17 protein-coding genes and 1 tRNA gene are annotated in these 14,707 nt (G+C 59.6%); 8 read left to right on the top strand and 10 right to left on the bottom strand.

Annotation, left to right across the window (positions count from 1 at the left end):
- Position 1: 1 nt before the first annotated feature.
- The 4 genes from L0664_RS04460 to L0664_RS04445 are packed head-to-tail and all read left to right on the top strand — an operon-like array spanning position 2 to position 3,776.
- Entirely contained in the window at positions 2-1,378 is a 1,377-nt protein-coding gene (locus L0664_RS04460) for a phage portal protein (protein WP_235224415.1), read from the top strand.
- Positions 1,371-3,230, top strand: a complete 1,860-nt coding sequence (locus L0664_RS04455; protein ID WP_235224414.1) for a prohead protease/major capsid protein fusion protein — start codon at positions 1,371-1,373, stop codon at positions 3,228-3,230. Before L0664_RS04460 ends, L0664_RS04455 begins: the two co-directional genes overlap by 8 nt.
- On the top strand, positions 3,230-3,451 hold the full coding sequence (gene gpW, locus L0664_RS04450) for a gpW family protein (RefSeq protein ID WP_235224413.1): 222 nt from the start codon (positions 3,230-3,232) through the stop codon (positions 3,449-3,451). The genes L0664_RS04455 and gpW overlap by 1 nt, the downstream gene beginning before the upstream one ends.
- A gap of 1 nt (position 3,452) precedes the next feature.
- Positions 3,453-3,776 carry a DUF2190 family protein gene (locus L0664_RS04445; RefSeq protein WP_235224412.1) on the top strand — a complete coding sequence of 108 codons (324 nt, stop codon included), beginning with the start codon at positions 3,453-3,455 and terminating at the stop codon, positions 3,774-3,776.
- 16 nt (positions 3,777-3,792) lie between these two features.
- On the opposite strand, the gene L0664_RS04440 is transcribed toward L0664_RS04445, so the two are convergent.
- A complete protein-coding gene (locus tag L0664_RS04440; protein WP_235224411.1) occupies positions 3,793-4,977 on the bottom strand; it encodes a tyrosine-type recombinase/integrase in 1,185 nt (394 codons plus the stop codon).
- A 185-nt stretch (positions 4,978-5,162) separates the two neighbouring features.
- Positions 5,163-5,238, bottom strand: a tRNA-Thr gene (locus tag L0664_RS04435).
- Positions 5,239-5,370: 132 nt separating this feature from the next.
- Between L0664_RS04435 and L0664_RS04430 the strand changes: the two genes are divergently transcribed.
- Together L0664_RS04430 and L0664_RS04425 are read left to right on the top strand one after the other, a co-directional pair.
- The gene (locus L0664_RS04430) at positions 5,371-6,246 is read left to right on the top strand and encodes a hypothetical protein (RefSeq protein WP_235224410.1); all 876 of its coding nucleotides are present in this window, start codon (positions 5,371-5,373) and stop codon (positions 6,244-6,246) included.
- Complete coding sequence (locus L0664_RS04425) at positions 6,236-7,087, top strand: PhzF family phenazine biosynthesis protein (protein WP_235224409.1); 852 nt, start codon at positions 6,236-6,238, stop codon at positions 7,085-7,087. The genes L0664_RS04430 and L0664_RS04425 overlap by 11 nt, the downstream gene beginning before the upstream one ends.
- Before the next feature lie 4 nt (positions 7,088-7,091).
- On the opposite strand, the gene L0664_RS04420 is transcribed toward L0664_RS04425, so the two are convergent.
- On the bottom strand, positions 7,092-7,349 hold the full coding sequence (locus tag L0664_RS04420; RefSeq protein ID WP_235224408.1) for a DUF2312 domain-containing protein: 258 nt from the start codon (positions 7,347-7,349) through the stop codon (positions 7,092-7,094).
- A gap of 130 nt (positions 7,350-7,479) precedes the next feature.
- Between L0664_RS04420 and L0664_RS04415 the strand changes: the two genes are divergently transcribed.
- A complete protein-coding gene (locus tag L0664_RS04415; protein ID WP_235224407.1) occupies positions 7,480-7,695 on the top strand; it encodes a hypothetical protein in 216 nt (71 codons plus the stop codon).
- Here the strand turns inward: L0664_RS04415 and L0664_RS04410 are convergent.
- From L0664_RS04410 to L0664_RS04400, 3 genes are all read right to left on the bottom strand, one after another.
- Complete coding sequence (locus tag L0664_RS04410) at positions 7,645-9,015, bottom strand: enoyl-CoA hydratase/isomerase family protein (RefSeq protein WP_235224406.1); 1,371 nt, start codon at positions 9,013-9,015, stop codon at positions 7,645-7,647. The genes L0664_RS04415 and L0664_RS04410 overlap by 51 nt on opposite strands.
- A gap of 118 nt (positions 9,016-9,133) precedes the next feature.
- On the bottom strand, positions 9,134-9,322 hold the full coding sequence (locus tag L0664_RS04405; RefSeq protein WP_235224405.1) for a hypothetical protein: 189 nt from the start codon (positions 9,320-9,322) through the stop codon (positions 9,134-9,136).
- A gap of 116 nt (positions 9,323-9,438) precedes the next feature.
- Complete coding sequence (locus L0664_RS04400; protein ID WP_235224404.1) at positions 9,439-9,762, bottom strand: ArsR/SmtB family transcription factor; 324 nt, start codon at positions 9,760-9,762, stop codon at positions 9,439-9,441.
- A 93-nt stretch (positions 9,763-9,855) separates the two neighbouring features.
- On the opposite strand from L0664_RS04400, the gene L0664_RS04395 reads away from it, so the two are divergent.
- Entirely contained in the window at positions 9,856-10,281 is a 426-nt protein-coding gene (locus tag L0664_RS04395) for a protein tyrosine phosphatase family protein (protein ID WP_235224403.1), read from the top strand.
- On the opposite strand, the gene L0664_RS04390 is transcribed toward L0664_RS04395, so the two are convergent.
- The 4 genes from L0664_RS04390 to L0664_RS04375 form a co-directional block, all read right to left on the bottom strand.
- The gene (locus tag L0664_RS04390; RefSeq protein WP_235224402.1) at positions 10,278-11,240 is read right to left on the bottom strand and encodes a FliM/FliN family flagellar motor switch protein; all 963 of its coding nucleotides are present in this window, start codon (positions 11,238-11,240) and stop codon (positions 10,278-10,280) included. The genes L0664_RS04395 and L0664_RS04390 overlap by 4 nt on opposite strands.
- Before the next feature lie 74 nt (positions 11,241-11,314).
- Complete coding sequence (locus L0664_RS04385; RefSeq protein ID WP_235224401.1) at positions 11,315-13,999, bottom strand: ATP-binding protein; 2,685 nt, start codon at positions 13,997-13,999, stop codon at positions 11,315-11,317.
- Positions 13,996-14,283, bottom strand: coding sequence for a hypothetical protein (locus L0664_RS04380; protein ID WP_235224400.1), 288 nt, complete (start codon positions 14,281-14,283; stop codon positions 13,996-13,998). The genes L0664_RS04385 and L0664_RS04380 overlap by 4 nt, the downstream gene beginning before the upstream one ends.
- Positions 14,284-14,301: 18 nt before the next feature.
- A complete protein-coding gene (locus L0664_RS04375; RefSeq protein ID WP_235224399.1) occupies positions 14,302-14,670 on the bottom strand; it encodes a response regulator transcription factor in 369 nt (122 codons plus the stop codon).
- Positions 14,671-14,707 lie beyond the last annotated feature (37 nt).

Here is a 14,707-nt window from a genome sequence, read left to right as displayed (position 1 = left end):
AATGGCATGGCCCTTTAACCTCTTTCAGCGGGACACCCCTGCCCCAATCCGCCGCAGCTTTGACGCTGCAACGGGCGGCCGTCGCGGCCAGGGTTTCCGCCCGTTCGGTCCTACTGGGGCCGAAACCCTCGCCGCCGCCGTGCCAGTGCGTAGCCGCGCCCGCCATGCTTTTGCGAACAACGGCTACATCCGCAACGGCGTGTCTGCATGGGTGGCTGAAACCGTGGGAGCAGGCATTGAAGCGAACAGTGCCCACCCTGACACAACTTACCGGACCGGGATCGACTCATTCTTCCTGGACGCTTCCGCCCGCATTGATTCCGAAGGCCGCACCGATCTACGCGGCATAACCGCTGCAATCGTAGAGGCCGTCATCGTGGACGGCGAGGCGTTCGCAATGGTTGAGCCTAGCCCCGACGGCCCCAAACTGCGGCTTATTCCCGCCGAAATGGTCGATGAGTCCATTACGCGCGATATGGGCAATGGCGGCTATGTCGCGGCAGGGATCGAGTTTAACGCACAGGGGCAGCGCGTGGCCTATCACGTCCAACCGCACCGCCCGACCGAACTATTCCCCACCGCAGGCGCACCCGTGCGCGTGGTCGCGGAGGATATGTTTCACATTTTCAAACCGTTAGGCGCAGGCCAAGTGCGCGGCGTATCCTGGCTTGCGCCTGTGCTGCTTACCCTGAACGAATTTGACCAGCTACAGGACGCACTTTTAGTAGGTGCCAAAATTGCAGCCATGCACGCGGGCTTTGTGACCGACCAGAACAACCTGGGCGGCACGGGTGCGTATCCAGAAGCAGACTCGCTGACAGATATCAGCCTGGAGCCTGGCGTCGTCCGCGTTTTGCCCGCTGGCACGGATATCAAATTCAACTCGCCTTCCGAGGCCAAGGACTCCATTGCGTTTGCCAAATTAACGCTGGGCCAAATTGCAGCGGGCCTGAGCCTGCCGCAATACCTGCTAGACGGCGACCTGACGGGCGCGAACTATTCCAGCCTGCGTGCGGGGCTTTTGCCGTTCCGCGCCAAGGTTGAACAATTCACTTACCACACTCTAATCCCGCAGTTTTTGGACCCGGTTTTCCGGCGTGTACTGACCGCAGGGTATTTGTCGGGGGACATTGATTTTCCCGAATTGGCAACCGCGCTCAAGGCAGAATGGCTGCCGCCGCGCCCGATGCAGGTTGATCCGGCAAAGGACGTCGCTGCGCTCAAAACCATGATTGAGGAAGGTTTGACCAGCCGTCGCCAAGCCGTCGCATCGCTTGGCTGGAACGTGGCCGAATTGGACGCGGAAATCGCGGCAGACCGCGCGAGGGAAGCCGCTTTGAAACTGAATTTTACAGCCGGGAAATCTGAAAATGCTTGACGTGTATACGCCGCTTGACGGCGAAACTATCCAGCGGACAGCCACCGCAGCCCCAGAAACTTGGAATCCCAAGACGCTGACCGTAGACGTTATTGCGGCCACCGAAAACGCTGTGCAACGTCGGGATGCCGCCGGGGTCTATGACGAACGCCTGACTATGGCGACACTTGATTTACGCGCCGTGGACGTCCCTGTCTATGACAGCCACCGGGGCGGGACAGCCCGCGACGTCATCGGCATTGTTGAGGGCTACCGTATTGAAGGCGGGAACCTCTTAGCCACGCTGCGCCTATCCCAAGCTGAGGACGTGGCCCCCGTTGTCGCCCGCGTGGCGGAAGGCACCCTGACAGGCGTTTCCATCGGTTACGCCGTGGCCGCTTGGACAGAGTCCGTTGTGGACGGCGTGCGGGTCAAAACTCCTAAGGCTTGGGGGCTGCGCGAGATCAGTCTGACCCCCAACCCGGCAGACCCCGCATCGCGGGTCCGCCACCAGTCAACTCCCCCGGTCACGGTGCCCGTGGGCAGTATTCAAAACAGCACCGAACAAACCCAAAATGGAGGTGCAGCAATGCCCGATCCTGTTCTTGAAACTACCACGACACCTGAGGTTGCCGAACGCACCCGTCGGACAGAAATCCGCACGATTGTTCGGACGGCTGGGCTGCCCGCCGAGACTGCGGACGATCTAATCGACCAAAACGCCACACTGGACCAGGCAAAGGCCGCGGCATTTGACGCCACCCAGACGCGGACCGCGCCCGTTATTCGCACGCACACGGCCCAAAATGATGACCCGGCGGTTATCGTCCGTCGTCAATCGGACGCCTTGGCGGTTCGTATGGCAGGCGGCGACTGCCCGGCGGAAGCCCAACAGTATCTTGGCGAGTCTATGTTGGACCTGGCCCGGACCAGCTTGGCCCGTTCCGGTGTCGCGACCCGCGGCATGAACGCCGATGACGTATTGACCCGCGCAGCGCACGGCACTAGCGACTTCCCGTTGGTGGTCTCTAACGCAATGGGCAAGGTCGCCCTGGACGCCTATAAGGCGGCTGAGTGCCCCATCAAGACGCTTTGTCGCCAGCGTATCCTGCCGAACTTTAAGGACTCCACCAGCATCCGTTTGGGTGAAATGGGTCGCCTTGAGGAAATCGCAGAATCCGGCGAAATCACGCACACGAGCCGCGCCGAAAACGGCGAGACAATGGCCCTCAAGACGTATGCGCGTGGGCTTAATGTCAGCCGCAACCTGCTTATCAACGACGACATGAACCTCTTGGGGGATATGACGTCGGCGTTTGGCGAGGCCGCCGCGCAGACTGAGGCAGATATCCTAGTGGAACTGGTAACGGGCAACCCCAACCTGAGCGATGGCACGGCGGTATTTGATGCCAGTCGCGGCAACCTTTCCGGGTCTGGCGTTGCGCTTGGTAGCGTAGGCAGCGAGTCCGCCTTGGATGAAGCACGCAAAGCCATGCGCCGGATCAAAGGGTTGGACGGCAAAACGCTTATCAGCGCCACGCCCAAATACTTGCTGGTCGGGCCTGATTTGGAAACGGCTGCCGAAAAGCTGTTGGCAACGATTCAGCCCAACAACACTGGAGACGTTAACCCGTTCGGCGGCAAGCTGACGTTGTTGGTTGAACCCCGTATCACGGACGATTCCTGGTACGTCTTTGCCGATCCGGCGCGTCTGCCTTCCCTTGTCTATGGCTACCTCGCCGCAGCGCAAGGCGTGCAAATCCAACGCACGGAAGCCTGGGACACGTTGGGCCTCAAGTACCGCGCGTTCCTCGACTTTGGCGCAGGCTGGACCGACTGGCGTGGTGCCTACCTCAACGAAGGCGACAGCTAATGACTCTCGCCGAAAAACTCTCTGAGGCGCAGGCGGCGTACCACCGCCTGCAAATCGGGGAGTCGGCAAGCGTTGTCGTGGACCAGAACGGCGAGCGGGTCGAATATCGCCCCGCAAGCCTTGCCAAATTGGCCGCCTACATCGGCGACCTTCAATCCCAAATTGCCGGGACCAAACGCCCGGCGACCGTAACCTTCCAAACCTCAAAAGGGGTAAACTGAAATGAAAAACTACATCCAACCCGGTGAAAACATCACACTGGCTGCGCCTGACGCAGTGACAAGCGGCGACGGCGTTTTGGTCGGCAGCCTGTTTGGCGTTGCACACGGCAATGCAGCAAGCGGCGCAGACGTTGTGCTGGCAACTGTGGGAGTCTTTGAACTTCCCAAAGTGTCTGCGGACGACATTGCCGTAGGTGCCAAGGTTTACTGGAAAGACAGCACGTCGGACGTGACTAGCACGGCGACAGGCAACACCCTGATCGGCCAAGCTGTCAGCGCGGCGGGCAACCCGTCTAACGCCGTTCGCGTTCGTCTGAGCGTCTAAACCACGGGCTGGTGTGTCAGTCTTGGCGCGCCAGCTTATCCAAATGGTCGGCATAACCTTGCATCATTTCGGTCCTGCCCTCCAAATATTCCGCCGCGTTATATGCACGGCGAACATTGTTCCCCTCGACATGGGCCAACTGGCGTTCAATCCAGTCCCTATTCCAACCCATTTCGTTTAGCCGCGTGGAGGCAATACGTCTAAAGCCATGCGACACCATTTCATCCCTACTATAATCCATCCGGCGCAGTGCAGCGTTCATAGTGTTTTCGCTCAAGACACGCCCCGCCCCGTGGCCAGGGAGGATCAAATCAGACGCCCAGGTGTGCTGCTTAATTTCTTTCAGGACCGCGACAGTTTGCGTTGCCAACGGCACGATATGCGCCCGGCGCTGTTTCATCCGTTCGGCTGGAATCTTGATCCGCGCGGCGTCAAAGTTCACATCTGCCCATTCGAGATGCCGGACCTCGCCGGGGCGCAGAAACGTGTAGGCCAAAATCAACAGACCAGCGCGAGTGATCGGCGACCCCGCATAACTGCGGACCGCCCGCATCAGCCCACCGATGCCCTCAAGGTCGAATATCGCCGCGTGGTGTTTGACAGGCACCGCCGTCAACGCCCCCTTAAGATCGGCGGCAGGGTCGCGCTCGCATCGCAGAGTCGCCACACCAAACCGGAAAACCCGACTGCACACCGAACGCAGCCGTTTTGCGGTCTCAAACTGGCCCTTGGCTTCAATCGACTGCAACAGGTCCAAGACGTCCTTTGCGCTGATCTGGTCGATGGGCCGACTTCCAAACGCGCCGTAGGTTATCTCAAGGCACCAGGCCAACTTATCCAACGTCGCCTTGGCCGCGCCCTCTTTATCCCGTTTGGCCTCAAACTCTTCCGCCACGTCCCGCCATGTTGGCAAGGGACCAGTGGATTCGACCTGTTCAGCGGCTTTACGTTCGCCCATGGGGTCCAGTCCCGCCGCAACCTGAGTCCGCGCTTCCACGCGCAACTGTCTAGCCTTGGCGAGCGACAATTCCGGGTAACTGCCAAAAACGATAATTTTCTGCTTACCCGAATGGCGATAGTAGAACTGCCAGCTTTTGTGCCCAGTCGGACGAATTGCCAGGAACAAACCGTCGCCGTCACCCAATTTAGTGACTCGTTTAGTCGCTTTTGCCGTTCTGCATTGGGTGTCTGTCAACTTCATTGTTGTATCCGCATTGTTGTGCCCCACCGGAATACAACAAGGAATACAACATTAGATACAACAAATTGCCTGCACAGCTTTGCATCGTTCTGCATCGTTCTGCACAGCAAAACCGCCATAATCTATAAAAATAAGGGGTTTACAGCCAATTGGTGCATCGTTTTGCATCGTTTTTCTCATGGAAATGGTGCCCCCACACGGACTCGAACCGCGGACCTACTGATTACAAATCAGTTGCTCTACCAGCTGAGCTATAGGGGCACTGGGCGTCGCTTTAAGGGACGCTGGCGGATCGCGCAAGGGGGTTCTTGCGAAAAACGCGTGGCCTTTGCGGTTCCACTGTAATTCATTCCCGCCTATGGTGTGAAAAACCATAAATCGGGCCTCTTGCACATGCAGATAGTCTATCACATCGGCGCCAATTGTAGCGATCAAGATCGCCTGTTGAAGTCGGTTCTCAAGAATGCTGAAACCTTTGCTGCCCAAGGCGTCAAGGTGCCCGGCCCCGGCAAATATCGCCGCCTTATTCGTGAGACTATTCAAGCACTTGAAGGGAAACCGCCCGCGCCTGACACGCGCGAAATCCTGCTTGATGCAATCCTTGATGACGAACAATGCAACCGCCTTGTCATGAGCCACGCCCAGTTCATGTGCGTTCATCGCCGTGTGTTCGAGGGCGGGGTTTTCTATGCGCTGGCAGAAGACAAGCTCGCGGGGTTGGCCAATCTTTTTCCCGAAGACGAGATTGAAATTTTTCTCGGCATGCGCGATCCGGCCACCTTTATTCCGGCGGTGTTCGGCGACAGCCCCGTGGACAGCTATGACACGTTCATGCAGGGCATTGATCCGACCGATGTGCGCTGGTCCGATCTGATTGCCCGCATCCGCACTATTTTGCCGCGCGCCACCCTCACCGTGTGGTGCAACGAGGACACCCCGCTGATCTGGGCGCAGCTGATCCGCGAACTCGGCGGGATTGACCCGCTGACCAAAATCACCGGCGGTTTTGACCTTCTCAGCGCCATCATGAGCGCGGAAGGCATGAAGAAATTTGTTGGCTACCTCAAGGCGAACCCGCCCCAGACAGAAACCCAGAAACGGCGCATCATTGCGGCTTTTCTGGAAAAATACGCGCTGGATGACGAGGTCGAGGATGTCGTGGATATGCCCGGTTGGACAGACGAATTCGTCGGCAATCTGACGGCGCTTTATGACGAAGATGTCTACCGGATCGAACGCATGGAAGGGGTGAATTTCATTGCCCCATGACGCCCCCAAAACCCGCGCTTTCATGCAGTGTGATGTGTTTTCCACGACCCCCATGGGCGGCAACGGGTTGGCTGTTGTGATGGATGGTGCGGGGCTGGATGACGACACGATGCAGACGTTTGCACGCTGGACAAATCTGGCCGAAACCACGTTCATCTGCCCGCCCACTGATCCCGCCGCGGATTATGACATCCGCATTTTCACCACCGCGCGCGAACTGCCCTTTGCGGGCCACCCGACGCTGGGCACGGCGACCTGTTGGTTGGCGGCGGGCAATACGCCAAAGAGCGCCGGAAAAATCGTGCAGAACTGCGGCGTTGGTCTGGTTGAAATTGACCTGACAGGCGACACACCCGCCTTCGTCGCGCCGCCCACGCAGATCACCGACATGCCACAGGCGGACGTCACGGCGATTGCCCAGGCGCTTAACCTTGATCCGAACCGCATCACGCACCACGCGGTTCTGAACAACGGCCCCGTCTGGCACGCAATTGAAATGGCGGATGCGGATGACCTGCTGACGCTGGACGCCGGTGCCATCACCCCCATCAAAGGCATCGCCGTCGGGCTGATTGCCCCCCATTCCTCGGGCGACGTGGATTACGAAGTGCGGATGTTTTCCATGTGGGGCGATCTGAAAGAAGACCCGATCACAGGATCTCTCAACGCGGCGCTGGCCCATTGGATGCAGGCACAGGGGCGTGTCACACAGCCCCATATCGTCGCCCAAGGCACGTGTATTTCACGCCACGGGCGCGTTCATGTGATCCCGAACGATGCGGGCGAAATCCGCATTGGCGGTCATACAAATATACTGATCGAAGGCCGCGTGACCCTCTAGCGGATCACATGCCCAGCGCTTCTTTATACATCTCAAGCACGGCTTCTTCTTCGGCGATGTCATCGCTGTCACGCTTGCGCAGGGCAATCACTTTGCGCATGATTTTGGTGTCGTAGCCACGCCCCTTCGCCTCAGCCATCACTTCTTTTTGCTGCTCGGCGAGGTCTTTTTTCTCGGCATCAAGGCGCTCGATCCGCTCGATAAACTGGCGCAGCTCGTCTGCGGTCACGCGGTAGCTGGTGTCGGTTGATGTATCGGACATATCAGGCCTCGTTTGTGTGGGGTCGGCCCCTTCCCTACCCCCGCGCGCGCAGCTCGGCAAGCGGTTGCGTGCGCCAGACACTCAGGTTAGGCCAACGTCAGGCAAAAGGGCCGGACACAAGGGGATAACAATGGAACTTCTGATCGGGCTTGGCGCAGTAATTTCCGTAATCGGGATCGCCGGAATCATCCTGAGCATCGTACAAGTGCGCCGCGCCAAAAATAACGCCACGAACGACGAAGACCTCAAGGCGAAAATCCAGTCCGCGATGCCGCTGAACCTCGGATCGTTTTTGCTATCCGTTCTCGGCCTTATGTGCGTCGTGGTTGGCGTGATCCTCGCCTAACGCATCAAACCCGCGGGCGTCTTTGATCGCGTCGTCCAACATCATTGGGACGGCCCAGATATCGCTGTTTTCGGCCCATTCGCGCATCGATGTGCGCAAACCGATCAGCCCCGTGGTTTGCACCGCGCGCAGCGGCCCGCCCATCCGGCGCGGAAACCCCAAACCATGCACCGCCAGCACATCAATATCGGATGGCCGCTGCACCGCGTTTTCCTCAACACAGGCGCCGCCTTCTGCCACCAGTGCCGCAATCAGCTGACGGGCAATCGTGTCATTGGCGGTGCTATTGTCCTTGCTGCCAAACGGCCCCTTGCGAAACCCGTAGGCAACCATCGCACCATCAACTTGCGCCTCGCTCGCGCCGTTCTCAACCAGATGATCGGCGGCCGCGCGCATCGCTTTGCGCAGGCGCTGGACGATGGATTTACCCATCGGATCAACAGGGCGAAACGCTGTACCGTCCCTCTCGATCAGGGCGTTGTCAATTTTGCGTTCGGCCATGAACACATGACGCAAAGCCACGGATTGGGGGTGATCCAGACAGCGCGCAAAGGCATCCGCCTCAAACGCAAGGGCGGCCTGAAACGGCAAAACCGCCGCGGCCTCAACGCAATCCACCGCCCGAAGCGGCGCGTGCAATGGATTATCCCGCAACGCTGTGCGCGCCTCGGCGATCGCGGACTGATGGGCCCGCGCATCCTTGAACTGGCTGCGGTTCTCACTGGTGCGGCGCGGCTTTTGGCCCCGTTCAACCAGTCGTTTGGCAAAGGCAATCGCGCCCGACCCCAAATCCCCCTGTACCAGACCATCGATCAACCCGATCCGGTGTGCGCTGGTGCTGTCTATGGAATTGGTCGAAATAATCATCTGCAACGCACGCTTCGCCCCGATTAGGCGCGTCAAACGCTGTGTGCCACCGGCCCCCGGGATCAGCCCCAACGCGACTTCGGGCAACCCGATCCGCGCCTCCGCATCCGCAAGCCGGAAATGCGCCGCCAGCGCGATTTCAGCCCCCCCGCCCAGCGCCTGCCCGTGGATCGCCGCCACAACAGGTTTGGTGCAGGCCTCAATGCGATCACACAATTGCGGCAAAGACGGCTGGCGTTCCGGGGCGCCGAATTCACGAATATCCGCGCCCGCTGAAAACATCCGCCCCGACGCCATCAGCACTGCGGCCTTGATATCATCGTTGGCATCAATGCGGGTCAGGACCTCCCAAAGGCCGGCGCGCAACGGGCCGGACAGCGCGTTCACAGGTGGCGCATCCAGCGTCACAACCGCAATGCCCTCCAAAACCCGAAATCGAACCAACCTGGCCATCGCCGATCATCCCGTCATCGCCCGCACAAACAAAAGCACGCAGACTTATACTGATAGAATGACAACAGACACCCGAAAGGGAAAGCCCTCAGTTAACCATGATTAAGAAGGCGCGCGCCTACGCCTTATCCAGCGCATCAAATCGCAAGCCCCGGGCAACAGCGCGGGCCACAACCGGGTTTTGCAATGTCTCCAGTACCGCACGGCTGATCGCAACCTGACGGGCGTCAACGTGCATCCGTGTGCTCAGTCGCAAAGACATCACCTTGCGGCGGTGGCTGTCCGACGTCATCGGCATACCTGTCATGACAAGGCCTCCCACCCAATCCTAACTCAGTGTAAATTGCACGGTATGCAATCGCGTACGCACACGCTATCCGCGATTTGATTCAAAATATACCCGCCAAAATATCGCACCCCGTTTTAGGCGCAAAATACCTCATAAAGGCGCTCAAGGATCGGGGTCACGCGCGGGTCCGACAGCGTGTAACGGATCGTGCGCCCGTCGCGTTTGGCAGACACCAGCCCTTGATCGCGCAGCCGCGCCAGCTGGCCGGACACATAAGACTGGCTCGCGCCCAGCGCCTCCTCCAGCTCTCCGACACTGCGCTCGCCCTCCAGCAGGGCACACAAAAGGCGCAGGCGTTGGGGGTTTGACAACATCTTGAGCACCCCGGCCGCTTCATGGGCGGCGGCATCCATGGTTTGCGCCAACAGTGCGGCATCAGACAGGTCCCGAGAGGTCATGCCCCTTGGTAACGGCCCGTGCGCAGGGTTTCAAGAATGCTGCACCTGCAAAGCCAGTCTGGACGCCCCCGTTTACCCGTCGTAAAACACCGCATGGATATTCGCCCGCTGACCCCCGCCTACGCCGTTTCACCGCAAGTGAACCCCGAAGATTTCGCCGCCATTGCCGCGGCCGGGTTTACAACCGTGATCAACAATCGCCCCTGCGTCGAAATCCCGCCAAGCCATCACGCAGACCGCATGCGGGACGCGGCACAGGCCGCAGGCCTGACATTTGTGACCCTGCCGCTGACCCATGACACGATGAACGAAACAACCGCCAACGCACAAAAAGCCGCCTGTGATGCGTCAAGCGGTCCGGTGTTTGCCTATTGCGCGTCTGGCACGCGCTGCACGATCATCTGGGCGTTCAGCCGGGCCCGCGATATGACACCCGATGACATCATCGCCGCTGCCGCCGCGCAGGGTTATGATATTTCCATGATGCGCCACCAATTGTCCCAGCTGCACGGAACCTAGGCCGCCCCGCTGTCAATCAGACCATCCACCGGCGGGATTTCCAGTTCGGGCAACGGCGCTGCTCTGGGCGTGTCGTCCTGCAATTCAATTGTTTCGACCTCAACGCGCACCGCCCGTTTGCCCGCCACCTGACCAAGGCGCGCCATGGCAACCTTTTGCCCGCCCGGCCCCACCAGCGACACCGACCCGACAGTGGTGCCCGCCAGTTGCAGAACCTGCCCGACCTCGAATTCCTCAATCTTGGACATGGGCAACACCATGCGCGCCAGCACGGCCTCAAGATCCGCGGGCGCCTCTTCTACGGCGCCGCGCAGCGCCATGGACCACTCCGGCGCGGTGTCATGGGCGGCAATCGGCGTTGTCACGTCCGGTCGCATAGCGATCAACATTTCACCCTGCCGCTCGCTTCCTCCAAGCTGCACAGATATGCGCCAACTGCGATACAGCCCCGGCGTCATGACCAATCCGGCCGTGCGCAAATCGTCCATCGGGCCCATGTCATAGGCCGCAGGGTCCAGCACGCCCGCGCCGAACCCGACATCGGCCAATTCGCGCAACAACTGCGACGCAAACGGCACCGCCAACACCGCATCCGTGCGCGTGACTTTCCTCTCATCCTCGCTCGCGGCCAACAAATTGCCCATCGTCTGCATTTCAACCAACGCAGATCGCAATGCAGGATTGATCAGGAACAACCCGGTCAGCCCCGGATTCGAACCATCGCGCAGCCCGATCACAACCCAGTCTTCCGGCCCGCTTTCAATCAGCGCCTCCGCCTCAAGGTTTTCTTCTGCAATTCCAAGAACAGAGGCCGACAACCCAACAGCCTTATCCGCCGCACGGCCCAACGCACGGCGCATCTGGCGCATAGGAGTCGGCGCCGGGCCCTGCGCATCCGGGTCCGGTTCGGGCGGCGTCAGCCCTAATTTATGGGCCAGAACTGCGTTTAACGCATCCATTTCAAAGGCATCCTGCACAATGGGTCATGGCCCAGACTACGCCGCCCAAGGTTACGAAACCTCTAACGGGCCAACTATTGCGCAGCCAGTGCGACAGCGGCGGGAATAGTCACGCGAAATCCCGCGCCCCCCTGACCGGGCAGATAGGTCACATCGCCGCCCAGTGCGGTCATGATCTGGCGGCAAATCGACAGGCCAAGGCCCGCCCCCCCGGCCTTACCCGCATCCTCAAGCCGTGAAAATTTCTCAAAGATCATCGACTGGCTTTCTTTGGGCACACCCGCACCATTGTCGCAAAAATCAACAACAGTCTGCCCGTTGATCTGGCGCACAATGATGCGCAATTCAGGGTCATCGGCCATGCAGTATTTCGCGGCATTGCTGATCAGATTGATGAACACCTGCGCCAACCGTTCCAGATCGGTTGTCAGCGGCACGCCCTCATTTACCGCACGCCGCGAAATCACCAGATCATCAGGTGCAACACCGGATGCCATGATGGCGCGGTCCAGAACCTCCGCCAGCGTGCCCTCCCCGATGTTGAGCTGAACCTGCCCGCTTTCCAGCACCCCAAGATCCAGAAGATCGTCCAAAAGACGGGTCAGGCGGTTGGTTTCATCGTGAATAATTCCGGCAAATTTCTTGCGCGCCTCGTCTTCGATTTCACCATCGCGCAGAATGTCGGAAAACGATCTGATAGACGTCATCGGGGTGCGCAATTCATGGCTGATCTGGCTTAGAAATGCGTCCTTCTGGATCGACAACGCCGTCAGTTTTTCGTTGGCCTCACGCAGCGCGCGTGCGGTGCGGTCCTGTTCGGCTGATTTCGCCTCAAGCTGGCTGGAATATTCCATAATCTGCGCGGTTTCATCGGCCACGGCGATCAGATCATCCACACTGACCATCGCGCCTTCGGTCAGTTGTGCCATCATCGCATGGGCCGTCGCCGCACCAACAGAACCGGACAATTCGCGTTCCAACCGGCTGATAAAATCCGGCGTGACATCAGGCAAAAACCCGTCTTTGCCTTGGGATCGCGCCTCTGCCTGAAAAATCGATTGCGCCTCAGCGCCGCCCAAAATCCGCTGGGCCATGACCAGCAAATCCTCGGCCTGCGCGGCAGATTGTGACCACGTGCGCGCACCGCTGGAATAGTCGTACACATTGACAAACTGCGCGCCTTGCAGCCGTTCCAGCGGGTTGGGGAATGTCAGGATCGACACCACAATCAACGCGCCTGTGTTCAGCAACATGGACCAGAACACCGCATGCACGAACGGATCGATCCCTTCGATCCCGAACAACGCATAAGGGCGCAGCCAGTTGATGCCGAACGGGCCCTGATCAAACACCGCTTGGGAAATGACCGCATCCACACCGAAGCTTGGCAAAAACTGGGTCCAGGCCCAGACCGCGAAGCCAATTGAAATGGCAGCCCCCGCGCCCCAACGGTTCGCCCCGCGCCAGAACACGCCGCCAATCATGGCCGGCAAAACCTGCGTCACGCCTGTAAAGCTGACCAAACCGATGGCCGCCAGCGCCCCGCCCCCGCCGGACAGACGGAAATAGATATAGCCCAGCGCCAAAATCACCCCGATAGAAATGCGCCGCGACATCACGACCACGTCGCGCACATCGCCGGATACCACCGCCCCCGGCGTGCGCGCGTTCAGCCAGCTGGGCACAACGATGTGGTTGGACACCATCGTCGCCAGCGCCAGCGTCGCCACGATCACCATGGACGTCGCCGATGAAAACCCGCCCAAGAACGACAAAATCGCCAGCCCCTCGCGCCCCTCGGATAAGGGCAGCGTGACGACAAACAAATCAGGGTTCGCGCCCGCGGGCATCAAATCAAGACCCACGACAGCGATGGGCACGACAAACAGGCTCATCAACAGCAGATATGTTGGAAATGCCCAGCTTGCGGTGCTCACCGTGCGTTCGTCGGAATTTTCCACCACCAGCACCTGAAACATGCGCGGCAGGCACAAAAACGCCGCCGCCGACACAAAGATCAGCCCGATCCAGCGGCTGGGTTGCGGCGCCCATTGGGACTGTGCGGAGGCATCGATCAGATCCATCGTCGGGCCAATGCCCCCCGCCACGCCCCACACGACGAACACCCCGACAGCGATCAGCGCAAACAGCTTCACCACGGCCTCAACGGCGATGGCCAGAACAATACCGTGATGGCGTTCATGGGCATCCAGATTGCGCGTGCCGAACAACACGGTGAACACCGCCAGACCCGCCGCCACCCACATCGCGGCCCCGTTCAGATCGCCCGCCTCCCAGACCTCACCAGAACTGGCGGCAAACACGGCGATGGATTGCGTCACCGATTGCAGCTGAAGCGCGATATAGGGCGTGGTTCCAACGATAGCGAGCACCGTGACAAGCACCCCCAAAAAGGTAGATTTCCCGAACCGCGATGAAATCAAATCCGCAATGGACGTCAAACGCTGCGTGCGCCCGATCCGCACCAGTTTGCGCACCAACCACCACCAGCCGATCATCACCAATGTCGGCCCCAGATAGATCGTCAAAAATTCAAGGCCGGACCGCGCCGCATAGCCCACCGCGCCATAAAACGTCCACGCAGTGCAATAAATACTGAGTGATAATGTGTAGATCGCCGAAGACCGCAGCCACGCGGTTTTGCCCATGGCAGCGCGGCGTTCTGCGGCAAAGGCCACCGCGAACAAGAACACCACATATGCAATGGACACAAAGACAAGCAGGTTAAACGAAATCATTCGTCACCACCTTTCTTGCCCGCCCCCTCGGCGCTGTCATCCGGCGTTTCAAACTGCAACACCCGCGACAGCGCGAACGCAATCACAACCAACACGACCCACAATCCGAACAGATAATAAATGCCGCTGCTGGTCAGGCTCTGATCTGTTTGCGCGCGCGGCCACATCAGCGGCAGCAACATCATTACGGCGGCAAACAAAGGCACCATACGAGCCGCATCGCGAAACCGGCGCTGTCGATAGCTGCCCCGTTCCAGAAATTCCGTGCGCCCGCGATTGCTCATGTTTGTTCCGCCATCACATCACGACGTGGCCAGCGTGCGCACGCAATCCAGAATGTCGGCGTTGGAAAACGGCTTGGTCATGAAATGCGTCGCGCCAAGGCGTTCGGCCATATCACGGTCCTTGGCCTGCCCGCGCGCGGTCAGCATCATCACGGGCACCGACGCCGTCACGCCATCCGCCCGCAAATCGCGCAGAATGTCATAGCCCGACCGCCCCGGCAGCATCACATCAAGAATGATCAGGTCCGGCACGCCTTGCAGCACCTTATCCATCGCCGTTTCCCCGTCTGAATGGGTGTGCACCGTCCAGCCGTCCTTGGACAGGATATAGCTGATGGCCTCAATGATGTTCGGCTCGTCTTCGATCAACAGCACACGTTGGCCCATGTTGTGATCCCTCCCCAATGGTCTCGCGCCCTCCCAA

This window comes from Octadecabacter dasysiphoniae, assembly GCF_021532615.1.
GTDB lineage: Bacteria > Pseudomonadota > Alphaproteobacteria > Rhodobacterales > Rhodobacteraceae > Octadecabacter > Octadecabacter dasysiphoniae.
The sequence above is the reverse complement of the archived record's forward strand: the minus strand, read 5'-3'. Positions and strand labels throughout refer to the sequence as shown.

What these genes read in the sequence shown, in the direction of transcription:
- L0664_RS04405 (WP_235224405.1), bottom strand. Translation starts at nt 9,322, where the DNA reads ATGACAGGTATGCCGATGACGTCGGACAGCCACCGCCGCAAGGTGATG.
- L0664_RS04445 (WP_235224412.1), top strand. Translation starts at nt 3,453, where the DNA reads ATGAAAAACTACATCCAACCCGGTGAAAACATCACACTGGCTGCGCCT.
- L0664_RS04460 (WP_235224415.1), top strand. Translation starts at nt 2, where the DNA reads ATGGCATGGCCCTTTAACCTCTTTCAGCGGGACACCCCTGCCCCAATC.
- L0664_RS04375 (WP_235224399.1), bottom strand. Translation starts at nt 14,670, where the DNA reads ATGGGCCAACGTGTGCTGTTGATCGAAGACGAGCCGAACATCATTGAG.
- L0664_RS04440 (WP_235224411.1), bottom strand. Translation starts at nt 4,977, where the DNA reads ATGAAGTTGACAGACACCCAATGCAGAACGGCAAAAGCGACTAAACGA.
- L0664_RS04455 (WP_235224414.1), top strand. Translation starts at nt 1,371, where the DNA reads ATGCTTGACGTGTATACGCCGCTTGACGGCGAAACTATCCAGCGGACA.
- L0664_RS04380 (WP_235224400.1), bottom strand. Translation starts at nt 14,283, where the DNA reads ATGAGCAATCGCGGGCGCACGGAATTTCTGGAACGGGGCAGCTATCGA.
- L0664_RS04420 (WP_235224408.1), bottom strand. Translation starts at nt 7,349, where the DNA reads ATGTCCGATACATCAACCGACACCAGCTACCGCGTGACCGCAGACGAG.
- L0664_RS04390 (WP_235224402.1), bottom strand. Translation starts at nt 11,240, where the DNA reads ATGGATGCGTTAAACGCAGTTCTGGCCCATAAATTAGGGCTGACGCCG.
- gpW (WP_235224413.1), top strand. Translation starts at nt 3,230, where the DNA reads ATGACTCTCGCCGAAAAACTCTCTGAGGCGCAGGCGGCGTACCACCGC.
- L0664_RS04410 (WP_235224406.1), bottom strand. Translation starts at nt 9,015, where the DNA reads ATGGCCAGGTTGGTTCGATTTCGGGTTTTGGAGGGCATTGCGGTTGTG.
- L0664_RS04385 (WP_235224401.1), bottom strand. Translation starts at nt 13,999, where the DNA reads ATGATTTCGTTTAACCTGCTTGTCTTTGTGTCCATTGCATATGTGGTG.
- L0664_RS04395 (WP_235224403.1), top strand. Translation starts at nt 9,856, where the DNA reads ATGGATATTCGCCCGCTGACCCCCGCCTACGCCGTTTCACCGCAAGTG.
- L0664_RS04415 (WP_235224407.1), top strand. Translation starts at nt 7,480, where the DNA reads ATGGAACTTCTGATCGGGCTTGGCGCAGTAATTTCCGTAATCGGGATC.
- L0664_RS04430 (WP_235224410.1), top strand. Translation starts at nt 5,371, where the DNA reads ATGCAGATAGTCTATCACATCGGCGCCAATTGTAGCGATCAAGATCGC.
- L0664_RS04400 (WP_235224404.1), bottom strand. Translation starts at nt 9,762, where the DNA reads ATGACCTCTCGGGACCTGTCTGATGCCGCACTGTTGGCGCAAACCATG.